Here is a 20725-nt window from a genome sequence, read left to right on the forward strand (position 1 = left end):
CGCCCAACACCCCCACAGGGCCGGAACCGCATGTCGATTCCGGCCCTGTGGGGCATGATCACCCCATGGACAGCGGAAGAATCGTCTTCCTGAACGGCACTTCCAGTTCCGGGAAGTCGAGCATCGCCACCGAACTCCTCCAGGTCCTCGACGGCTCCTGGTTCCACATGCCCGTGGACGCCTTCCACGCGATGCGGACGAAGAAGGAGGTCGACCCGGCCGAACTGCCGGCCGTCCTCAGACGCACCTGGGAGGGGTTCCACCGGGCCGTCGCCGGTATGGCCTCGGCCGGAAACGACATCGTCGTCGACCATGTCCTGAGCGAGCGGTGGCGGCTACTGGACTGCCTCACCCTGTTCGAGCCGCGGAACGTCCTGCTCGTCGGCGTGCACTGCTCCCCGGAAGAGTTGCGGCGGCGCGAGAGAGCCCGCGGCGACCGTCCGCCCGGCCTGGCGGAACATCAACTGGGTCTCGTGCACGCCCACGGCGTCTACGACGTCGAGTGCGACACCACGACCGCGAGCCCGGCGGAGTGCGCTCTGCGGATTCGCGATGCTCTCACGCACCACACGAGTCCCACGGCCTTCGAGCGCCTACGGCGTACCCACGTCCGACCCGACCCGTTGGACAGGAGCGAATGTTTCCCGTGAAACATCGCGGTACGACAAATCCCCGTTCCGGGCGAACGACTGCCTCCCGGTGGGCTACGCAGACCCGAGCCGCCGCGATCCCGGCACATACGTGAGAGGCCCCGCCGTACCCGGCGGGGCCTCTCACCTGCTGCGCGCTCGGCAGGATTCGAACCTGCAACCTTCTGATCCGTAGTCAGATGCTCTATCCGTTAAGCTACGAGCGCTTGGCTTCCCGGCTGTTCTCTCGCCGGTCGGCGTTGCGGGAACAACATTACATGACCTCCGCCCAGAGGTGAAATCCATTCGGTCAACACGGCCTGACCTGCGAAGATGCCCGGCAGAGGGCGCTCGCGGCCCCTGTCGCGGACCTACCGGCGACCCCTGGAACCGAGCTGGAACGGAGCTGGAACGGAGGAAGCCCCGGCCTCACGGGCCGGGGCTTCGGTGATCTTGATGATCGAAGCGGAGGCTGAGGGATTTGAACCCTCGATGGGCTTTAAAACCCAAACCGCATTAGCAGTGCGGCGCCATAGACCAGACTAGGCGAAGCCTCCCCACGCGCCGCGTCACCGCAGCGTGTGTGTGCTGATGATGGCACAGCCCGGAGGCTGTCTCCAATCGCAGCCTACGTTACCCGGCTGGCGGGCCCTCCGGCAAAGGGCTTTGCCCCTGGTGGCGGCACAGGTGGTGCGGCGGGCGGGTGGAGGTGCGCAACGGCGTGCGCGGTGGCGCGTTGGAAGGGGGAGGGAAGAACCCGCAGTCGCGCGGGTCCGCCCGCACCACACCTTCGCAGGAGCCGCCATGCCGCGCCGCCGTACCGCCGCAGCCCTCGCCGGGGCCGCCGTACTCGCCACCGTGCTCACCCCCGCCTCCGCCGCCCCCGTCGCCGCACCCGCCTCCGTGCCGGCCTCCGCCTCCGTACGCCCCTGGCCCGCGCCCATGCCCATGCCCGAGCCCGTCATGCCGGCCGCCCGGCAGGACCAGCTCACCATCACCGTCTCCGCCTCCCCGGACGGCGTCGCGGCACCACACACGGCGCCGCGCGGGGTGCGCGGGGGCGGGGCGCCGACCAGCCGGACGCACACCCTCGACTGCCACCCCGCCGGCGGCAGCCACCCCGAAGCCCTCGCCGCCTGCGACGCCGTCGACCGGGCCTCCCAGGGACCGCACGACCCCTGGCGCCCCGTCCCCGCGGACGCGATGTGCGCCCAGATCCACGGCGGTCCGGCCACCGCCCGTATCACCGGGATGTGGCACGGACAGCGGGTGGACGCCTCGTTCCGGCGCACGGACGGCTGCGAGATCGCCCGCTGGGACGCCCTCGTACCCGCCCTGCCCGGCCCGGAGGAACTCGCGGATGAGCTCCCGGCGGACTCCCCGGAGACACTCCCGGAGGAACCGGTGAAGTGACGGACCTCATACGCGGGCCCGGCCCCGGGCCCGCGTTCTCCCCACCCTCCCCACGCATCCGCCGTCGCTTCCGCCATCGCTGCCCGTAGACTTCCCCCCAAGTGGCACGCGCGGGAGAGCGGCGCACCGATCCGGTTCCGGCCCGGTTCCGGTTTCGGTTCAGCCCCGCTCCGGCCCCCCCGGCGCCGGGCCCCGGCCCGGTTCCGGCGCTGCCACGGTGCACCAGCTGGTCAGCAGGGAGGATGCGTCGTCGTGAGCAGCAGGCCATCCCGAGGCGCTGCTCGCCTCGCAGCCATACTCGACGCACTGCCGGACGCGTTGCTTCTCGTGAACTGCAACGGCACGGTCGTCAACGCCAACAGCATCGCCCTGGAGGTCTTCGAGTCGCCGGGCACGGCCCTGGTCGGGCGCGGACTGCTCGACCTGCTCCCGGACTTCGACTCCAAGCTCATCCCCGGCTCGATGCGCCGCCCCGACGACGCCCCCCAGCCCCGCACCAAGCCGACGCGGATGGTGGCGCGGCGCACCGACGGAACGCAGTTCATGGTCGAGGTGACCAGCGCCAACCTGGAGGACGGGCGCACCCCCTACGAGTCGTCCTTCGAGGCCGCCTTCGCCGACCACGGCAACAGCTACACCGGCGACGAGCTGCTGATGCTCGTCGTCCGCGACCTGACCGGCACCGTCGACACCGAGGCCGAGCTGGCCCGGCAGCAGCGCCAGACCGAGATGATCCTGCGTGCCGCCGCCGAGGGCGTGGTGGGTGTGGACACCGAGGGCCGGGTCGTCCTGGTCAACCCGGCCGCCGCGCAGATCCTCGGCTACCGGGCGGGCGAGCTGGGCGGGCAGAAGCTCCACCCGCTCGTCCACCACTCGCGCCCCGACGGCAGCCAGCTCCCGTGGGAGGAGACGCCGCTCGCCGACAGCCTGCGCTCCGGGCGCAAGCACCGGGTGCGCGGGCAGGTGCTGTGGACCAAGAGCGGGCGCGCGGTGCCGGTCGACATGACGACCGCGCCGGTGCGCGACGGCGACCAGCTCGTCGGCGCGGTGCTCGCCTTCACCGACCGCACCGCCTACGACGCCCTCGCCGCACGCCACGAACAGCTCCTGGCCGTGCTGGAGAGCGGGCTGCGCGGGCCGCTGGAGCAGCTCCGCGGCGAACTGGGCGGGCTGGCGGCCGATCCGGCCGGGCAGCTGTGGCCGGAGGCGAACCAGACGCTGCACTACCTGGCCGCCGGCTACGCGCGTATGACCACGCTCGTGGACAACGTGCTGGGCTACCAGCGGCTGGACGCGGGCGCCGCCCGTCTCGCGCGCGAGACGGTGTCGCTGGACGAGGTGGTGTCGGCCGGCGTCGAGGGCGCGATCGAGCTGATCGGGCCCGGGCGCGCGCAGTTCGCGGTGCACGCCCCGCCGGTCGAGGTGGAGGTGGACCCGGTACGGCTGGCGCAGGCGCTGGCCCATCTGGTCGCGGACGTGGCCGGCGTGGACGCGACCGGCAACGCGCAGGGCCCCGCCTCCGGCGACTCGACGATCGTGGTCGCGGCCGCGCAGCGCGGGGACGTGGTGCGCATCGAGGTGCGCGGCCCGTACGGCGGCGGCAGCCCGGTGCACGAGCCGCTGGTGCGCGGGATCGTACGGCGGCACGGCGGTGTGCTCCAGACCCACCAGGTGCCCGGCGCCGGGGGCGGCAGCGCCTATGTGCTGGAGGTGCCGGTCGGCTCCCCCGACCCGGCGAAGGCGGCGGCCCGGCGGAAGCGGGACGCCCGGGAACAGGGGGCCCAGGAACAGGGGGCACGGGGAGAGCGGGGCCCGGAGACGGGGGGCACGCAGGGCTCCCTGGACACCCGGGCCGCTCAGGAGGCGCAGGCCTCCCGGGGCGGAGGCGAGACCACGGTGATGCCCGTGCCGTCGCAGCCGGTGCGCGGCACGCCCGCCGCGCACGCGGCGGGCGCGGCGGGCGCGGCGGAGGCCGCCGCCGGCGGCGGCGGGGCGATCGCCCTGCCGCCCGGCTCGCGGGACCCGGCGGAGACCGCCGCGCCGGACGACGGCAGCGGCGCCGGGGCGGTCCCGTCCGGTGGCGGACGCCGTCGGGCGCGGCGTGCGCTGGCCCAGGGCGGCGAGCGCACGGAGGAGACCGAAGACACCGGGGACGGCAGCGGTGAGCACGCGCTGCCGCCCGCGCCGTCCCGGTTCCCCCAGCAGAGCACGGGCACGGGCCGGCGTGCCCGCCGGGCCGCCCCCGGGCCGGAGGCGCCGGCTCCGGCCGCTCCCGCACAGGCTCCGGGGCGGGCGGCGTTCGCGCTGCCGCCCGGCCCGACCCCGGCTCCGAACCCGGCTCCGGACCCGGCGGCGGCTCCGCAGCCCGTGCAGCCGCCCGCGCAGCCGCAGTTGCAGCCCGTACAGCCACAGCCCGCGCAGCACCAGCCGGTTCGGCGGCCCGAGGCCCCGGCCGTCCAGGAGGACCGGCCGACCGGCCGGCGCCGCCGCGTGCCGCCGCCCGAGGAGACGCCGCGGCCGGCTCCCGCCGCCGCCGAGCCGCAGACCCCCGGGTCCGGGTCCGGGTCCGAACAGCACACCCCCGCCCATCACCCCGAGTACACCGAGCACTCCCAGCACCCCGAGCACGCCCGGCGGCCCGAACACGACGACACGAGCGGCGCGGGCGACACGAGCGGTGCCGAGCAGCCCGCCCAGGCCGATCTCACCGTGGTCGCGGGCAGCCCCATCCTGGGCGGCGCGGTGCCGCCCGAGGGAGCGTCCCGGCAGCGTGCGCTGCCGATGCCGGGCAGCGAGGCGGCGCCGTCGGAGCAGACCTCCGGCGTCAGCGTGCGCACCCTCGGCCAGGGCGTGCCCTTCGCCCGGCAGGCGGATGAGCAGCACACCGGCCGGCACTCGGTCCAGCAGCCCGCGCCGCCCGCCACACCCCCCGCGCCCACCGCACCTGCCGAGCGCCCCGCGCCGCGGCCTCCGGCCCAGGCGCCCGCGCCCGGCCCCGCACCCGCTCCCACGTCCACGCCCGCGCAGACCAGCGCCGGGCCGGGACGCCGCCGCAAGCTCGCGGCTCCGCCGGCGGAGAAGGAGCGTGCCGCCGAGGCGGCCGCCGCGGCCGTCACCGCCACGCCGCCGCAGGCACAGCCCCAGTACCCGCCGGCCCAGCACACCCACAGCGGGCGGGAGTTCGCCATCGGCGCGCCCGAGGCCGGGGCCGAGGGGCCGGAGCATCTGGACGGTCCGGGCGGCGCCGTGGAGGTCACCGGCGGCAGCGGCCAGGTGCCGCTGCCGGCCGACGACGAACTGCCGCCCGAGCCCCTGGACAACCCCCGGCGGTTGCTGGTGTGGCCGGAGCCGGACGTCTCCACCCAGCAGGCCCTGACCGACCGCGGCTACCGCCCCGTCATCGTCCACTCCCGCGAGGAGGTGGACGCCCAGATCGCGGCGTACCCGGCGGCCCTCTTCGTGGATCCGCTGACCGGCCCCATCACCCGTACCGCCCTGCAGTCGCTGCGCCAGGCGGCCGTCGCCGCCGAGGTGCCGGTGCTGGTGACGGCCGGCCTGGGGGTGGCCTCGCGCGAGGCGGCGTACGGCGCGGACCCGGCCGTACTGCTCAAAGCCCTCGCACCGCGCGACAGCGAGCAGCACCCGCCGCGGGTGCTGCTGGTGGAGGAGCACGCCGCCATCGCGGACGCCATGGCCGCCACGCTGGGGCGGCGCGGCATGCAGACCGCGCACGCCCCCTCGGACGCGGAGGCGGTGCAGCTCGCGGCGCAGATCCGGCCGAACCTGGTGGTGATGGACCTGATGCAGGTACGCCGCCGCCGTGCCGGGATCATCGACTGGCTGCGGGTGAACGGCATGCTCAACCGCACGCCGTTCGTCGTCTACACCTCCGCCTCCATCGACGAGGCGGAGCTGCCCGGTCTGGCGTCCGGCGAGACGGTCCTCTTCCTCGCGGAGAGGTCCACGAGCCCGGAGGTGCAGGCGCGCATCGTGGACCTGCTGGCGAAGATCGGCGCCAACTAGCCGACCGACCCGGCGTTGGCGCCCGACCCGGCGTTGGCGCCCGGTCGGGTGCTCGCGGCCTCGTCCGGGTGGAGGCCGTCGAGGATGAGGGCGAGGCCGAAGTCGAACTCCCCGGCGTAGTCGTAGCCGGGCCTCAGGACGTGCTCGGCGGCCAGTTCGGCGAGGTGGGGGTAGGCGTCGGCGGGCATCTCGCGCAGGATGGCGCCCGCGACCTCGTCCTGCTCGGCCGCGCCGGTGAACGGCAGGCTCAGTTCCTGGAGCACGAAGCCGTACAGGTAGCTGTCGATCAGTGAGACGGCGTGCGCGGCCATCCGGACGGAGAAGCCTCCGGCGCGCAGGGCTCCGATGACGGCGTCGTGGTGGCGCAGGGTGGCCGGGCCGGGCCGGGAGCGGGAGTCCATCAGGCCGACGGCCCAGGGGTGGCGCAGGAGGACGGCGCGGGCGGAGACCGCGCGCCGTCGCATGGAGCTCTTCCAGTCCGTGTCGCGCGGCGGCAGTTCGATCTCGCCGAACACCGCGTCCACCATGCCGTCGAGGATGTCCTCCTTGCCCGACACATGGTGGTAGATCGACATCGCCTCGACGCCCAGCGGCTCGGCGATGGCCCGCATGGTGAGCGCGGCCGATCCCTTCTCGTCCGCCACCGCCACCGCGGCGCGGATCACGCGCTCCCGGCTGAGCGGGGTGCGCGCCGGCGCCCCGCGCCGGACCTTTCCCGCCTCGGGCATCCGTCTCTCCTCTCACTCCGCTTGACCGCCTTACGGCGTAAGGCTAGCGTAACTTACAACGTAAGGCTGACACTCCGGGAACTCCGGGGACTCCGGCGAAAGGGCTGAGCCATGGACACGGATCGGATGAAGAAGGTCTGCATCGTCGGAGCTTCGGGGAAGCTCGGGCAGTACATGGTGCGGCACGCGCTGGAGCGCGGCTACGAGGTCGTCGGCGTGTGCCGGGAGCGCAGCGTGCCGAAACTGGCCGAGTTCGAGGGCCGGATGACCGTCGTCCCCGGGGACACGAACGACCGCGAGGTGATCCGGCGCGCGGTCGCCGGGTGCGACGGGGTGCTGACGGTGCTGGTGCCCTGGGGGGTGCGGCAGTACTCGTCGGGCACGGCGCAGGCGGTGCTCGACCACGCGCGGCCGGGCGCCCGCCTGGTCTTCTCCTGCGGCTGGCACATCACGCGCGACGGCAGGGACCGGTACTCACCCATGTTCCGGCTGGGCGTCAAGGTCGCCGCCCGGGTGGGCAAGCTCGTGCGCTACGTCGAGATCGACGACCAGGTGGAGGCGTGCCGCCGGATCTTCGCAAGCGACACCCGGTGGACCGTGGTGCGCGGCAGCAGCCTGGAGGAGGGCGAGAGCCAGGGCCTGCCCGTGTGGAGCCGGCACGTGGGCGACCCGGTGCTGGCCAGCGACCTGACACGCCGGGTGGACTTCGCGCTGTTCATGGTGGAGGCGCTCACCGACGACACGCTCGTGCGGGAGGCCCCGGCGATCGTCGGCCGCCTCACCCCCAGCGCCCTGGCCCACGCCGGGGGCCGTGCCGGAGACCCCGCCGGGGGCCGTGCGAACACGCCCGGCTGAACCGGACCCGTCCGGAACGCGAGCGGCGGCGGCCCGGACGGGACTCCCTTCCGGGCCGCCGCGGCAACCCCTGTGCGTCGTGCGCGGTGCGCCGTCAGAGCTGGGTGACGTCCAGCTCCCCCTGCGCGTACTGCGCCCGGATCACCTTCTTGTCGAACTTGCCGACGCTCGTCTTCGGCACCGCCGGGATCACCGCCCACCGCTCGGGGAGCTGCCAGCGGGCCACCTTGTCGGAGAGGAACTCGCGCAGGTCCTCGTACGAGACGTCACCGGCGCCCTCCTTGAGGACGACCGTGGCCAGCGGGCGCTCGCCCCACTTCTCGTCGGGCACGGCCACGACGGCGGCCTCGGCGACGGCCGGGTGGCCCATCAGGTGGTTCTCCAGCTCCACCGAGGAGATCCACTCGCCGCCGGACTTGATGACGTCCTTGGCGCGGTCGGTCAGCGTCAGATAGCCGTCGGGGGTGATCACGCCGACGTCGCCGGTGCGCAGCCAGCCGTCGGGGCTGAACTTGTCCTCGGGGCGCAGGGGCTCGGCGTCCGCGCCCCCGTAGTACGCCCCGGCGATCCAGGGGCCGCGCACCTCCAGCTCACCGGCGGACTCGCCGTCCCACGGCGCCTCGCTGCCGTCCGGGCCGATCAGCCGCGCCTCGACGGAGGCCGGGAAGCGGCCCTGGCTGACGCGGTACGGCCACGCCTCCTCCTCGCTCAGCCCGGCCGGCGGGTGGGCGACGGTGCCCAGCGGGGAGGTCTCGGTCATGCCCCAGGCGTGGGTGACGGTGACCCCGTACTTCTCGCCGAACTCCCGCATCAGGGAGGGCGGGCAGGCCGAGCCGCCGATGGTGACGTTCTTCAGGGCGGAGATGTCGCGCGGGTTGGCGGCCAGCTCCGCCAGCAGCCCCTGCCAGATGGTGGGCACGGCCGCCGAGTGGCTGGGCTTCTCGGCCTCGATCATCGCGGCGAGCGGGGCCGGCTGGAGGAAGCGGTCGGGCATCAGCAGGTTGACGCCGGTCATGAAGACGGCGTGCGGCAGGCCCCAGGCGTTGACGTGGAACATCGGCACCACGGGCAGGGTGGTGTCGGCGTCCGTCAGGCCCATCGACTCGCCCATGTTGACCTGCATGGAGTGCAGGTAGATGGAGCGGTGGGAGTAGACGACGCCCTTGGGGTCGCCGGTGGTGCCGGAGGTGTAGCACATGGCCGCGGCCTCGCGCTCGTCCAGCTCGGGCCAGTCGTACGAGGTCGGCCGGCCCTCGATCAGCGCCTCGTACTCGTGGACGGCCGGGCGGCAGCCCTCCAGCAGGGAGGTGTCGCCGGGGCCGACGACCACGATGTGCTCGACCGGCTCCAGCTTGGGCAGCAGCGGCGCGATCAGCGGCAGCAGCGAGCCGTTGACCAGCACGACCCTGTCGGCCGCGTGGCCCACGACCCACACGAGCTGCTCGGCGGGCAGCCGGAGGTTGAGGGTGTGCAGCACCGAGCCCATGGACGGGATGGCGAAGTACGCCTCGACGTGCTCGGCGTTGTTCCACATCAGGGTCGCCACGCGGTCGCCCGGGGCCACGCCGAGCTCGTCGCGCAGGGCGTGGGCGAGCTGGGCGGAGCGGGCGCCGACCTCGGCGAACGTCCTGCGGTGCGGTTCGCCTTCCCCGGTCCAGGTCGTGATCCGCGATTTTCCGTGCACCGTGGTTCCGTGTCGCAGAATGCGCGAGACGGTCAGCGGTACGTCTTGCATCGTGCTCAGCACCGGGGCCTCCCGTGAACGAGATATTACGTGCGCCGCCGCGAGCGGGCGGCGCGGTCGTTGCGGGAAGCCTGCCACCGACCGGTCGGTATGTCACTAGGTCGGACCCCGATATGTCGCCGTCTTTCCACCCGGGCCCGCCGCTACGCGGCGACCGCCGCCTCCCCCTCGAAGTCCCCCGCGCCTCTGAGTCCTCTCAGGTCACCGCCGTCTCCTCCGGCGCTCACCCGCACCTCTCGCAACCCCTGCGTCCCCCGGGCCCCGTGCGTCTCTCCCACACCCCGCGTTCCCCTCTCCGCACCACCGCCGCCCAGCACGTCCGCCAGGAGCCGCGGGTCCTCACGGAGCTTGGCCAGCGCCCGCGACACCGCGCTCTTGACCGTGCCGACCGAGACCCCGAGCACCGCGGCGGTCTGCGCCTCGCTCAGGTCCTCGTAGTAGCGCAGGGTCACCATGGCCCGCTGCCGCTCCGGGAGCGCCAGCACCGCCCGCCACACCGCGTCGCGCACGGCCTGCCGCTCGGCGGGGTCGGGGCCGGGCACCGGCTCGGGCTCCGGCAGCTCCTCGCAGGAGTACTCGTCCACCCGGCGCTTGCGCCACTGCGAGGTGCGCGTGTTCACCAGCGCGCGGCGCACATAGCCGTCGAGCGCGCGCTGGTCCTCGATCCGCTCCCAGGCCATGTAGGTCTTGGTCAGCGCGGTCTGGAGCAGGTCCTCGGCGTCGCTGGGGTTGGAGGTGAGCGAGCGCGCCGTGCGCAGCAGCACGGGCCCGCGGGCCCGTACGTACGAGGTGAAGGTCAGCGGCGCCACGGTCGCGGCCGTCCCATGCGTGGTCATGGCCCAACGCTAGGAGCCGGTGCCCCTGTCCCGGATCGGCCCCAGGTCCCGATGCCGCGTCCCTCTCAGGGTGGAGGCGGATCTCCGCCTCCACCCCCGGGAGGGGGACGGACCCCCGTACCGCCTCGGGGTCGTCCCGGTGACCGCCCGCGCGCACCGACCCGCACCGGCAGCGCACAACAGCAGAGCGGCCGCACTCGGTGCGGCCGCTCTGCCCATCCCTTCCTTCTCCCGGGACACCGGCCGGTTCCCCGCCCGGCCGGCGCCCGTCGGCTCATCCGAGCCCGTGAAGCGCGTGCACCACCACGGCCCCGAACCGGGTGATGCGGGTACGTGCCATGTTCTGTCCTTCCGGAGCGTGTGCCTGGGGTTGTCGCAGCGACGTCGCGAACTCAGACTGCCCGACGGAAACCCGGCGAACCACCCACAACGCCTCATCCACTCGCAAGAATGACGACGTGTCGATAAACCCCCCGTGCAACCGCATACCCCCTTCCCACCCGTCCGCAGCAGGGCGGGCGCCACCGGCACGCCCCTCGCACGCCCGTACGCGCCCCTTCCGCACAGCGCCCGCGCCCTCCCCGCGCGCCCCGCGTCCGGAGCCAGGCGCCCCCACCGGCCGGCAGTGGAACGGCACGGCCTTCGGGGCGCGTCGTCCCTCCGAGGGCGCACGACGAACGCGCCCCGGAGGGGGAGACCACACATGGACACAAGCGGATTCGCCGAGTGGGCAGGGCACTTCGAGGAAGAACGCGAGCGCAGGCACGCCCAGGGCGACCCCTGCTGGGAGCGGGGCGCCACCCTCCACCCGGCCGTATGGAGCAGCGTCCAGCGCTTCCAGGTGGGCGAGGACGGCGACGGCGCCAACCTGATCACCAAGGCCGACCGGGCCGGGGACCCCGACTACGCGCGGGCGGTCCGACTGTTCGTCGCCGAGGAACGCAACCACGCCCGCCTCCTCGCCCACCTGCTGGCGGCGGGCGGCGCACCGACCCTGACCGGGCACTGGAGCGACAGGGCCTTCGTACGGCTGCGGCGCCTGATGGGGCTGCGCATGGAACTACTGGTGCTGATGGTCGCGGAGGTGGTGGCGCTGCGCTACTACCGCGCCCTGCGCGACGGCTCCGGCGACCCGCTCACCTCGGACGTCGCGGGCCGCATCCTGGCCGACGAGGAACGCCACATACCGTTCCACTGCGAGCGCCTGCACGCCTCCCTCGCCCAGCTGCCCCGCCCGCTGCGCCGCCCGGTGATGGCCCTGTGGCGGCTGATGCTCCTGGCCGCGTCCCTCGTCGTCGCCGCCGACCACGGCCCGGCCCTGCGCCGCCTCGGCCTCGGACGCCGCCGCTTCACCGCCGACGTCATGGCCTCCTCCCGCGCGGCGGTCTCCGCCATCCTGACCCCGCGCCCGGCCGCCCGGCCGACCACACGGCCCGGCACCCGATCGGGCACGGCCTGACGCCGGGCCGTGGCCGCGGCAACCGCAGTACCGGCCCGGCGACCGTCAGTTCAGCGACTTCTCGGCGGTGCCTCGGCCCGGGACCTCGGCCCTCCGTTGCCGTATCTCTGGGATGCTGAGTGACGCCGGGTGTACCGGGCGAGAGGGGTGGCGTTCATGCAGTGGAAGGCCCATGGCGAACGGCAGATCTACACCAATCCGTGGGTGAACCTGTGCCTGGTCGACGTTCAGCAGCCCGACGGGCGCAGATGGGAGTACCACGTCGTCCGTCTCCGCCACTTGGCCGTGGCCGCAGTGGTCAACGATCACCGCGAAGTCCTCATGATGTGGCGGCACCGCTTCATCACCGACGCCTGGGCCTGGGAACTGCCCATGGGTCTTGTCGAGGAGGGGGAGACCCCGGACCAGACGGCGTCCCGCGAAGTGCTGGAGGAGACCGGCTGGCGGCCCGGTCCGATGAAGCCGCTCATCTACGCGGAGCCCGCCAACGGGATCACCGACTCACAGCATCACGTCTTCCGCGCCGATGGCGCGGCCTATGTCGGGCCTCCGACCGAGAAGAACGAGTCCGACCGCATCGAGTGGATCCCGCTCGCCGACGTGAAGGGGATGATCGACCGTCGGGAGATCATCAGCAGCGGTTCCCTCGTCGGCCTTCTCTACCTGCTCATGGACGAGACGATCCGCTGACCTGCGTCGGCAGGGTCTCCCGCAGGCGGGCCTCGAAAGCCATGACCGCAGGTTCCCGCCGGTAGGGGGACAACTGCCCGTAGAACTCCCTCAGGTGGCCTGCCACCCGCTCGGAGGAGACCGCTGACGCGCGCTCCAGCGCTTCGGTGGCCGTGTGGCACGCCTCATCGACCCTGCCCAGGTGGAGGCGTGTACGGGCGAGCCAGAACGCGTGGAAGGCGCGGCCCCGCCGGTTGGAGCTGTCCTCCCTGCTCAGCGCGTCCGCGATCAGCGGCTCGGCGATGGCCGCCTCCCCGATCCGGCCGTGGGCGATGCCGGTGTCCACGATCAGCTTGGGTTCGTCGAAGTAGGTGACCCATGCGGGGTCCGGATCGGCCGACCGGATCTGCTCGAACTGCCGATGTGCCTCGTGGATCGCCGTGTGCGTGGCGGCCCGGCTGCCCAGTGTGGCGTGGGCGAAGGCTTCCCTCATGGAGAGCATCGACAGGACGCGCGGTGTCGTGTCGTCGGCGGTACGCGCCTGGTCCTGGGCGGCTCTTACGAGCGCCAGGGCGTCTCCCGGCTTGTCCTGGTAGGTGGCCTGGAGGCTCATGCACGCCAGGACGTTGGCCATGAACTGCCGGTCATCGATCGCCTTGGCCAGTCGCAGTGCCTCCGCGAAGTACGTGCGGGCCTGGCTGTACTGACGAGCGTCGAAGTACGTCCAGCCGGTGAGCCGTGCGAGTTCGGCCGCGACCCCGTACAGCTCCTGCTGGATGACCGCGGACCGGTTCTCCTTCAGGAAGCCGGTGACATAACGGAGCTGGCCGACCACGGCCGGCCTCAGGGCCTCGCCTCCGTGTTGGTCGTCCCGTCTCCAGTAGTCCTCGATCGATGCCCGGAGAGCTTGGAGGGTGGAAGGGCTCAGATCCGTCCGCGAGGCGAGGGCAAGGATGTCGTCCACATCGGCGCCCGGCAGCGCGGTGGACGTCTTCTGCTCCCGCACCGGAGCCACAGGCGGCTCCCGTTCGACGGTGGTGAGGGCGGCGGGCGTCTCCCATGAGCGTCGGGCGAGTCCGAGCATGTGCCCCGGGATGCGCAGGCCGTCCGCGATGCGCTCGACGACGTCCATGTGCAGGAGCCGGCGCCGACCTGCGATGACCTCTCCGACACGGCTGGGGGTCAGATCGCACCGCCGGGCGATCATGGACGGATAGACGCCCGCACGTGTCTTCACCAGCCTGAACACCCTAGTGAAGTCACGATCCCGGCAGGCATCGATCATCTCGGGGTCGGCGAGCAGCCGTGGAGGTAGCTCCTGCGAACGGGCCGGCTCGGGCATCGGCAAGCTCCCACTGACGAGGGCTACACAACGTCGCTACATATACACCTCCCGTGAGATTACCCAAGTTGGGTAATCAGCCGGACCTTTCAGGCGGTCTGCCCGCATCGCGATGCTGCTGGGCATGGCGAGCAGACCGGCAACATTCACCACTGCGGAGCGGTGCAGATCGCGCCAGCAACACGGCTCATCTGTCCGTGGGGTTCTGTCGGCTCGTCAGTTCAGTCAAGTTGCACGCCCCGGGGAGCGACGAATTCCGATGACCATGGCCAACGACGAGCCCGCCAAGGGCGACGCGCTCTACGACGAGATCCGGAAAACCGTGGGCGAGTTCCAGGACAGGGACGCCGCGTACTACCTCCTGCGCCCCGTCGGCGGAGGCCGCGAGTGGGCGGCCCTGCCCGAGGTGCTGCGTCCGGCCACGCAGGCCGAGTTGCTGAGCGCCCGGGTGAAGGCCGCCAACCGCGCCGGCCGGATGCCGTGACGCGGGCCGCCGCCTGGATGCGCTTCTGGTGCGAGCTGTCGGCGAGCGCCCCCGGCCGGCCCTCCCGGATCGTGCTGGGCCTGCACCTGGCCCCCACCCCGCGCCTCGCGGTGCGGTGGATGCGCGGGCAGGCGGAACGCCTCGCCAGGGCGCTCGACCCCGGCCCCGACACCCCGTGGCTGCCCCCGGCCTGCCTGCGTCCCGTCCGGGCGGAGGACGTCCCCGACCCCGGCTCGGTCATACGGGAGTGGGCGTGCGCCGAGGCGGAGCGGGAGAACGCCCTGGAGGTGCTGCGGGAGGGCTGGTCCTACACCGTCGCGGCCCACGACGAGACGGCCCAATACCGCCTGACGGCCTGGCCGCTGGTGCTGTCGCCCGCCGGAGGACTGCGGGTGTACCGGCGCACCCGCGCGACCGCGTAGGCCGCCCCGAGACCTCCGCCCCGGCCACGTCCCGCAGGACGGCCGTGACCGGGACGGCAGGCTCCCGTTCCCACAGGACGGGCGCTCGTACACGCAGAAACGACCCCGACGAAGGAGAACCCATGAACACCGTGCAGACGCCCCGGGCCGACGCGGGCAACCCGCAGGACGACAGCGACTCCGGCAACAAGCACGGCGGAGGCGGCTCGGACGAGGGCGGCAACACCAACGACGGCCAGGGCCCGGCGGACGGTCGCTGAGGTGGCCGAGGACACGACGGTGGAGGCCGGTCCCGAACGGCTGGCCTCCACCCTCCTGGAGAAGGGCACGCTGACCGCCGACTGGCTTCCGGCGTTCCACGCCGTGCCGCGCCACCTGTTCGTACCCGAGATGATCTGGCCGGGTCGGGCCGGTATGAACCGGCAGGACGACCGGGTCGTCCGCTCGCAGTCCCCGCAGCTGTGGTGGGAGGCCGTCTACTCGGACGCGCCGATCACCACCCAGTGGGACGACGGTGCGTACACCGGACCGGGGCGGGGCCGTACCCCGACCTCCTCCAGCTCGATGCCGACGATGGTGTTCTCCATGCTCGCGGACCTGGACGTACGGCCCGGCGACCGGGTGCTGGAGATCGGCACGGGGACCGGGTGGAACGCGGCGCTGCTGTGCCACCGGCTTGGGGACGGCCGCGTCGTCACGGTCGAGGTGGACGAGGGCGTCGCCGGTCAGGCCCGCGCCCGGCTGTCCGCGGCGGGCTTCTCGCCCCGCGTCGTCGTGGGCGACGGCGCCGAGGGGTACGGCGAGGGGGCGCCCTACGAGCGGATCATCGCCACCTGCTCGGTGGGGCACGTCCCGGCGCAGTGGCTCGGGCAGGCCCGGCCCGGTGCGGTGGTCGTCGCGCCGTGGGGGCCGGTGTACGGCGGCGAGGGGATCGTCCGGCTCACGGTCCGGGACGACGGGTCGGCCTCCGGGCCGTTCACCGGCTCCTCCGCGTTCATGCGGCTGCGCGAGCAGCGCAGGAGGCTGCCGCCGACGAGCGAGTACCTCGGGGGGCGTGAGTGGCCGGCCGGGGGCGCGGAGTCCACGACGACGCTCTCCCCGGATGACGTGGGCGACTGGATCCACATGTTCGCCATCGGCGTCCAGGTACCCGACCTCTTCTGCCGGGTCGCCGGCGGACCGGACGGCTCCTACCGGCTGTGGCTGCACGACACCGGCCTGACGAGCTGGGCCACCGCCGACTACGAGAGGGGCCGGACCGAGTTCCGGACCGTCCAGGCCGGTCCCCGCCGGCTCTGGCACGAGCTGGAGTCCGCCTGGCGCTGGTGGTACCGGCAGGGGCAGCCGGACTTCGCCCGCTTCGGCCTCTCGGTGGACGGCCACCGCCACACGGTCTGGCTCGACTCCCCGGACCACCCCGTCCCGGACTTCACCGGCGCGACAACCCCCTGAGCCCCGCCGCCCCTCGCCCGTCCCCGCCCACCCGGGCGGGGACGGGCCTCCCCAACCACACCGCCAAGGAACCGAGTTGCCCGTACAGCACGACATCGCGGCCGAACGCGACCTCTGGGACGCCTACGCCAGCAGCACCCGCAACGACGTGACGGACGCCGAGCCCGTCTTCAACTGGACGCAGTACCAGGGGCACGGGCCGGGGACCGAAATCCTCGGGAACCCGGCCAGTGTGCTGGAGATCGGCTGCGGCACCGGCCGGGCACTCGCCCACCTCGCTCAGCGCGGCGTCAAGGCGAAGGGCGTGGACCTCTCACCCGTCATGGTCGCGAACACCACGAAGCGGTGGGGGCCGCTGGGGGTGGAGTTCGTGTGCGCGGAGGTGCTGGAGTTCCTGGCCGACGACCGGGCGACCTACGACGCGGTGTACTCGGTCTTCGGCGCCGCCTGGTTCACCGACCCCTCCCGCCTCTTCCCGCTGGTCGCCGCCCGGCTGAACCCGGGCGGCGTCTTCGCCTTCTCCCACCCGCCCGCCATCCCCGGCGCCTACGGCCCGCAGGGCATGTACAAGGGCGGCTTCGCCGGCCCGGCCATGTTCACCTACCGCTACAGCTACAAGCCGCAGGTGTGGGCGCGCCTCCTGACCCGCGCCGGCTTCCGCGACCCCGAGGTCCGCATTCTCGACGCTCCCACCCCGGGCCACATCGGCACCCTCCCCGCCACCGCCGTCAAACCCTGACCGCCCGCTCCCCGCCAGCGAAGGAGCGCTCTACGACGGAGGCCACCAGAAGCCAACCCGATCCGGCGACCACCGCACGGGCCGATCCCTCTCTGGCCGCTGTCCCGACTGTCGGTCCCTGGTGCTAGAACACGCGCATGACGTACAGATTCACAGCGCGAGTTGCCTGCGGACTGGATGACCCCAACGAAGACGACTGCATGATGGCGGGCGTGGCCGAGTCGAACGGCGAGGACGCGTTCTCCCTGCTGTTCATGTGCGACTTCGACGAGCCTGATGCACAGGAAGTATCCCTGGGCATGGACACACATTGCCTCGTCACACCCGACCAGGGCACCGCCTACGGCTGTGTACGCGAAGTGGAACTGAGCGGCGATGTGCTGCGGGTGACCTTGGACCCCGCGTCGTTGGACGATCTCGGTCTGACCGACCCCGTCATCGAGGCCCTGCTCCGTGCGCCAGCAGCGGACGTGGCGCGCATGCGCGAAGTCTTGCCGCGCATCCTGGCCTACGGGCGCCCAGACGCCCGCCCAAGCCTGATCACGATGTAGCGGAACAGCACCGCAGTCGGCTGGCCACCGCCTTACAAGTTCGGCTCCGCCTCATCACCAACAGCCGGAACGTGCCCTCTCGCCCGCTGCTGAGGCTGTCACTGTCTCTGCTCGTCCGTCGGCGTCCAGCCGTGTTGATGTCAGCTGGGTGGGCGCTCATCCTCGCGGTACAGCTGCTGGTAGGCGGACTGCTCCGTACCCAGCAACGGTTTCCGATCTATGGAGATGTAGACAGGGCCGTACGGGGTCGGCATCTGCAAAAGCGCCCACTGATCCAGCTCATGGGCACAGAATCGGTACAACAGTCCGCGGAGCTGATCCCACTCATCGTCCGACAGGGGACCTGCACTACCGACGTCACTCATGACGGCAGCCTAGCGAGCGCCCACCCCACCCAGAGCACTGAGCTCGGGAATCGCCGCTTGATCATGCCCCTATCACGCCCCTGGCCTGCCCGGATGCCCTCACGGCCTACTCTGAAGGGGCACCTGAAGTGACCGCTGTTGACTACTCCTTCTCGCCCGTTCTGGCACGACCGCGATAAGGCTGCCTTTCGGGCGCGTTCCGGGCTGAGCGTGGAGCTTGCCGCCTTGTTGCGTCAGTCTTCTCCGGGAGGAATCAGGCGGTCGGCGTCCTCAGCGTCGTCCACGTAGCCGGTGGCGTCGACGGTGATGGGGGTGGCCCGTCCCTTCGCTGTGATCAGCCACGCGAGCACCTGCTCGGTCAACGGCGTCTTGTCGGGCCCCTCGTCCTTCCAGTAGGCGCGCCACCCGCCACCGGGTATGGCGGTTACGACTTGATCGGCTGGCTCCAGATGGGAGAAGTCCGGGTAGTCCGTGACCGGGAGCAGCGCACCGCGCTGGGGATCGACGACCAGGGCCGTGCCGGTGGCCTCGTCCCATGCCTCCACAGCCACGGTGCGCCCGATCATCGACTCCGTACCGTTGAAGATGGCAAGCCAACCCGTCTGGTTGAAGTAGCGCATGGGTCTATCGTCTCCGACTCCCGGCGCTGTCCAGTGGTCGGCCATCCGTGGGAGACGACTCGTGCCAGGTCCTCGGTGACACCCGCTTTAGGAGTTCGGTCCGCAGGGTGCCGACCGGCCGGAGCGCCGGCCCCGGTACGGCTCGGACATGAGCGATGCCGAGTGGGCTCTGGTGCGGGATCTGCTGCCGGTCTCTGGATGGCTGGCGGGCCGGGGCGGGCGGCCGGAGGGCTACTGCCACCGGCAGATGATCGACGCAGTGCGTTACCTCGTCGACAACGGCATCAAGTGGCGAGCGATGCCGTCGGACTTCCCGCCCTGGCCACGGGTGTATGCCATCTTCGCCCGCTGGCGGGACACCGGATTGATCGCCGAGTTGCATGACCGGCTGCGGGGATCCGTCCGCAGGGCTGAAGGCCGTGATCAGGAGCCGAGTGCGGCGGTCATCGACTCGCAGTCGGTGAAGGCGGACGCCACCGTCGCCCTCATCTCGCGGGGCTTCGACGCCGGGAAGAAGATCAACGGGCGCAAGCGGCACCTGCTCACCGACACCCTCGGACTGCTGCTGTCCGTGCGGGTCACGCCGGCGTCCACGACCGACCGGGACGCCGCCCGGACCCTGCTGCCAGCGGCGACGGGCTGCTTCCGGCGGCTGTCACGGGTATGGGCCGACGGCGGCTACACCGCGCACCTCGGACTCGTCCTCGACATCGTCCGCCGCAGCGACGACACCCAGGACTTCCAGGTGCTGCCCGCCGCTGGGTGGTGGAGAGATCTTTCGCCTGGTGCCTGCGCAGCCGGTGCCTGTTCCGTGACTACGAACGGCGCACCGACACCAGCGAAGCCGTCATCCTGTGGTCGATGACCACCCTCATGAGCCGCCGCCTGGCCGCCCGGCGGCAGAGCCCTGTTCCGCTACCGGGCAGCGTGAACCTGCCCGGTCTGACTTCGGCCAGCCAGCCCCGTTCCACCAGCCTCTTCAGCCGGGCCCTGGCACCCTCGACGCGGGAGACGGACGCACTGTCCCAGCCCAGTACCACCGCTGCCCGCCGGGCACCGAGCCCGTCGGCTCCCGCCTCCACGGCGGCGGCCATCAACACCTGGTAGTCCACCGACAACACCTCGGTCCCGGGGGCGTTGTCCCGGTGAGGCCCTGCCCGGCGCGGCCCCACCGGCTTCCTCCGCGACACCCCGTCGGCCACCACGGCAGGAGCGTCCGTCTCAGCCAGCGCCTCCCGCACCCGTTCCAACTCGGCTTCGAGTTCCTCCACCCGCACCGCCGCGGCCTTCTGCCGCCTTTCCAACACCGCCCGCATCGACGGCATCAGCCACCCCCACGATGTCTCGATCAACAACGGACCCAGACTGCCGCGCCAGCCGCCATGTCATGCCAGACCAGCAGAAATCACACATGAGGTTCGGAAAGAGAACGACCTCTAAGACACGTACAGAGCCCCTTCGCCCCGAACCGCAGACGAGAGGTCGCTGAGGTCTCCCATCCGACCAGCCAGTTGTTTGGAACCACCAACAGTGAGCGTTTTCCAACCTCATGCTGATGTAGCGAGGTGGAGGGTGAGGACGGCCTGGACCAGGCCGGTGATCCGGGTGGTGGAGCAGCGGAGCTTGCGCAGCAGTCGCCAGGACTTGAGGGCGGCGACCGCCTGCTCGCCCAGGGCGCGGATGCGGGCGTGGGAGCGGTTGTGGGCCTGCTGCCCGGCCGAGAGCTTCTCCCAGCGGCCCCAGTAGGGCACCCGGACGGCAGGGCCGGCGCCTCGGTAGGCCTTGTCCGCCCAGCAGGCCGCGCCGGTCTCGGTCAGGGCGTCGATGACGCCGTGGGTGCGGGCCGCGCGGAGGTCGTGGACCGCTCCGGGCAGCGCCGGGGAGGCCCACAGCAGCTTCCCCGCCGGGTCGGCGAGGACCTGGATGTTCATGCCGTGCCGCTTGTGCTTGCCGGAGTAGTACGGCCGGTCGGCGGCGATCCGGTCGATCGGCAGCAGCGTGCCGTCCAGAATCAGATACGCCTTCACCGACGCGGTCCGCACCGCGTCGGCCAGGTCGGGGGCGAGGGCCGCCAGGAGTTCGATGGCTTCCCGGATGTAGCGGTGGACGGTGGCCACCCCGATCCGGAAGGCCGCGGCGAGACGGCTGTAGGTGTCGCCGCAGCGCAGGTGGGCCAGGACCAGCAGTGCTTGCCGGTTGCTGGACAGGCGGCGCCACCGGCAGCCGATGGCTCTGCGCCGCTCGGCCAGGTGACGGCTGAGGAACCGCAGGGCCGAACTGGACAGATCGATCGCCGATGGGTAGACAAGCACACGAAGCTCCTGGCCTGACAGGTTGATCTTGGTCGACAACCCATCTACCAGGAGCTTCACCCGTTGCTACCGCCGGGGTCTG

17 protein-coding genes, 2 tRNA genes and 4 pseudogenes are annotated in these 20725 nt (G+C 72.3%); 14 read left to right on the forward strand and 9 right to left on the reverse strand.

Annotated features, from left to right (window positions below):
* Nucleotides 1–65: 65 nt before the first annotated feature.
* A complete protein-coding gene (locus CUT83_RS27295) occupies nt 66–650 on the forward strand; it encodes a chloramphenicol phosphotransferase CPT family protein (RefSeq protein WP_101258472.1) in 585 nt (194 codons plus the stop codon).
* Nucleotides 651–783: 133 nt separating this feature from the next.
* Here CUT83_RS27295 and CUT83_RS27300 read toward each other — a convergent pair.
* Together CUT83_RS27300 and CUT83_RS27305 are read right to left on the reverse strand one after the other, a co-directional pair.
* Nucleotides 784–856: transfer RNA gene (locus CUT83_RS27300), tRNA-Arg, on the reverse strand.
* A gap of 239 nt (nt 857–1095) precedes the next feature.
* A tRNA-Ser gene (locus CUT83_RS27305) sits at nt 1096–1186 on the reverse strand.
* A gap of 247 nt (nt 1187–1433) precedes the next feature.
* On the opposite strand from CUT83_RS27305, the gene CUT83_RS27310 reads away from it, so the two are divergent.
* Nucleotides 1434–2042, forward strand: coding sequence for an SSI family serine proteinase inhibitor (locus CUT83_RS27310; RefSeq protein ID WP_101258473.1), 609 nt, complete (start codon nt 1434–1436; stop codon nt 2040–2042).
* Nucleotides 2043–2294: 252 nt separating this feature from the next.
* A complete protein-coding gene (locus tag CUT83_RS27315) occupies nt 2295–6065 on the forward strand; it encodes a PAS domain-containing protein (protein ID WP_101258474.1) in 3771 nt (1256 codons plus the stop codon).
* Here CUT83_RS27315 and CUT83_RS27320 read toward each other — a convergent pair.
* Nucleotides 6062–6793 (reverse strand): TetR/AcrR family transcriptional regulator, encoded by a 732-nt coding sequence (locus CUT83_RS27320; RefSeq protein WP_101258475.1) that lies wholly within the window; start codon nt 6791–6793, stop codon nt 6062–6064. The genes CUT83_RS27315 and CUT83_RS27320 overlap by 4 nt on opposite strands.
* 111 nt (nt 6794–6904) lie before the next feature.
* Between CUT83_RS27320 and CUT83_RS27325 the strand changes: the two genes are divergently transcribed.
* On the forward strand, nt 6905–7648 hold the full coding sequence (locus CUT83_RS27325) for an NAD(P)-dependent oxidoreductase (protein ID WP_101258476.1): 744 nt from the start codon (nt 6905–6907) through the stop codon (nt 7646–7648).
* Between the two features lie 94 nt (nt 7649–7742).
* Here CUT83_RS27325 and CUT83_RS27330 read toward each other — a convergent pair whose 3' ends face one another.
* On the reverse strand, nt 7743–9395 hold the full coding sequence (locus CUT83_RS27330) for a long-chain fatty acid--CoA ligase (RefSeq protein WP_101258477.1): 1653 nt from the start codon (nt 9393–9395) through the stop codon (nt 7743–7745).
* Between the two features lie 323 nt (nt 9396–9718).
* Nucleotides 9719–10228, reverse strand: a pseudogene (locus CUT83_RS27335) (SigE family RNA polymerase sigma factor); the annotation flags it as partial.
* Between the two features lie 703 nt (nt 10229–10931).
* Here CUT83_RS27335 and CUT83_RS27345 point away from each other — a divergent pair.
* Nucleotides 10932–11687, forward strand: coding sequence for a ferritin-like domain-containing protein (locus CUT83_RS27345; RefSeq protein WP_101258480.1), 756 nt, complete (start codon nt 10932–10934; stop codon nt 11685–11687).
* Between the two features lie 156 nt (nt 11688–11843).
* Nucleotides 11844–12377, forward strand: coding sequence for an NUDIX hydrolase (locus tag CUT83_RS27350; RefSeq protein ID WP_101258504.1), 534 nt, complete (start codon nt 11844–11846; stop codon nt 12375–12377).
* Here CUT83_RS27350 and CUT83_RS27355 read toward each other — a convergent pair.
* Complete coding sequence (locus tag CUT83_RS27355) at nt 12355–13698, reverse strand: NsdA family TPR-like regulatory protein (RefSeq protein ID WP_101258481.1); 1344 nt, start codon at nt 13696–13698, stop codon at nt 12355–12357. The two genes, CUT83_RS27350 and CUT83_RS27355, sit on opposite strands and share 23 nt — an antisense overlap.
* A gap of 259 nt (nt 13699–13957) precedes the next feature.
* Between CUT83_RS27355 and CUT83_RS27360 the strand changes: the two genes are divergently transcribed.
* From CUT83_RS27360 to CUT83_RS27380, 6 genes are all read left to right on the forward strand, one after another.
* On the forward strand, nt 13958–14182 hold the full coding sequence (locus tag CUT83_RS27360; RefSeq protein WP_240958062.1) for a hypothetical protein: 225 nt from the start codon (nt 13958–13960) through the stop codon (nt 14180–14182).
* Entirely contained in the window at nt 14179–14604 is a 426-nt protein-coding gene (locus CUT83_RS27365) for a hypothetical protein (RefSeq protein ID WP_101258482.1), read from the forward strand. Before CUT83_RS27360 ends, CUT83_RS27365 begins: the two co-directional genes overlap by 4 nt.
* A 122-nt stretch (nt 14605–14726) precedes the next feature.
* Nucleotides 14727–14864 (forward strand): hypothetical protein, encoded by a 138-nt coding sequence (locus tag CUT83_RS30425; protein WP_165869532.1) that lies wholly within the window; start codon nt 14727–14729, stop codon nt 14862–14864.
* 1 nt (nt 14865) lies between these two features.
* Complete coding sequence (locus CUT83_RS27370) at nt 14866–16056, forward strand: methyltransferase domain-containing protein (protein WP_165869531.1); 1191 nt, start codon at nt 14866–14868, stop codon at nt 16054–16056.
* A gap of 76 nt (nt 16057–16132) precedes the next feature.
* Nucleotides 16133–16795, forward strand: coding sequence for a class I SAM-dependent methyltransferase (locus CUT83_RS27375; RefSeq protein WP_101258483.1), 663 nt, complete (start codon nt 16133–16135; stop codon nt 16793–16795).
* A 137-nt stretch (nt 16796–16932) separates the two neighbouring features.
* Nucleotides 16933–17346 carry an Imm10 family immunity protein gene (locus tag CUT83_RS27380; RefSeq protein ID WP_101258484.1) on the forward strand — a complete coding sequence of 138 codons (414 nt, stop codon included), beginning with the start codon at nt 16933–16935 and terminating at the stop codon, nt 17344–17346.
* A 598-nt stretch (nt 17347–17944) separates the two neighbouring features.
* Here CUT83_RS27380 and CUT83_RS27390 read toward each other — a convergent pair.
* Nucleotides 17945–18331, reverse strand: a complete 387-nt coding sequence (locus CUT83_RS27390) for a hypothetical protein (RefSeq protein ID WP_101258486.1) — start codon at nt 18329–18331, stop codon at nt 17945–17947.
* A 148-nt stretch (nt 18332–18479) separates the two neighbouring features.
* On the opposite strand from CUT83_RS27390, the pseudogene CUT83_RS27395 reads away from it, so the two are divergent.
* Both CUT83_RS27395 and CUT83_RS31640 read left to right on the forward strand, forming a co-directional pair.
* Nucleotides 18480–18965, forward strand: a pseudogene (locus tag CUT83_RS27395) (IS5 family transposase); the annotation flags it as partial.
* A 29-nt stretch (nt 18966–18994) separates the two neighbouring features.
* Nucleotides 18995–19144, forward strand: a pseudogene (locus tag CUT83_RS31640) (hypothetical protein); the annotation flags it as partial.
* A 58-nt stretch (nt 19145–19202) separates the two neighbouring features.
* Here CUT83_RS31640 and CUT83_RS27400 read toward each other — a convergent pair.
* Nucleotides 19203–19647 (reverse strand): annotated as a pseudogene (locus tag CUT83_RS27400) (hypothetical protein).
* 231 nt (nt 19648–19878) lie between these two features.
* On the reverse strand, nt 19879–20643 hold the full coding sequence (locus CUT83_RS27405; RefSeq protein ID WP_101255401.1) for a transposase family protein: 765 nt from the start codon (nt 20641–20643) through the stop codon (nt 19879–19881).
* Between the last annotated feature and the right edge of the window lie 82 nt (nt 20644–20725).

The sequence above is a fragment of the Streptomyces barkulensis genome (assembly GCF_002843305.1).
In the GTDB taxonomy this organism is placed as follows: Bacteria; Actinomycetota; Actinomycetes; order Streptomycetales; family Streptomycetaceae; genus Streptomyces; species Streptomyces barkulensis.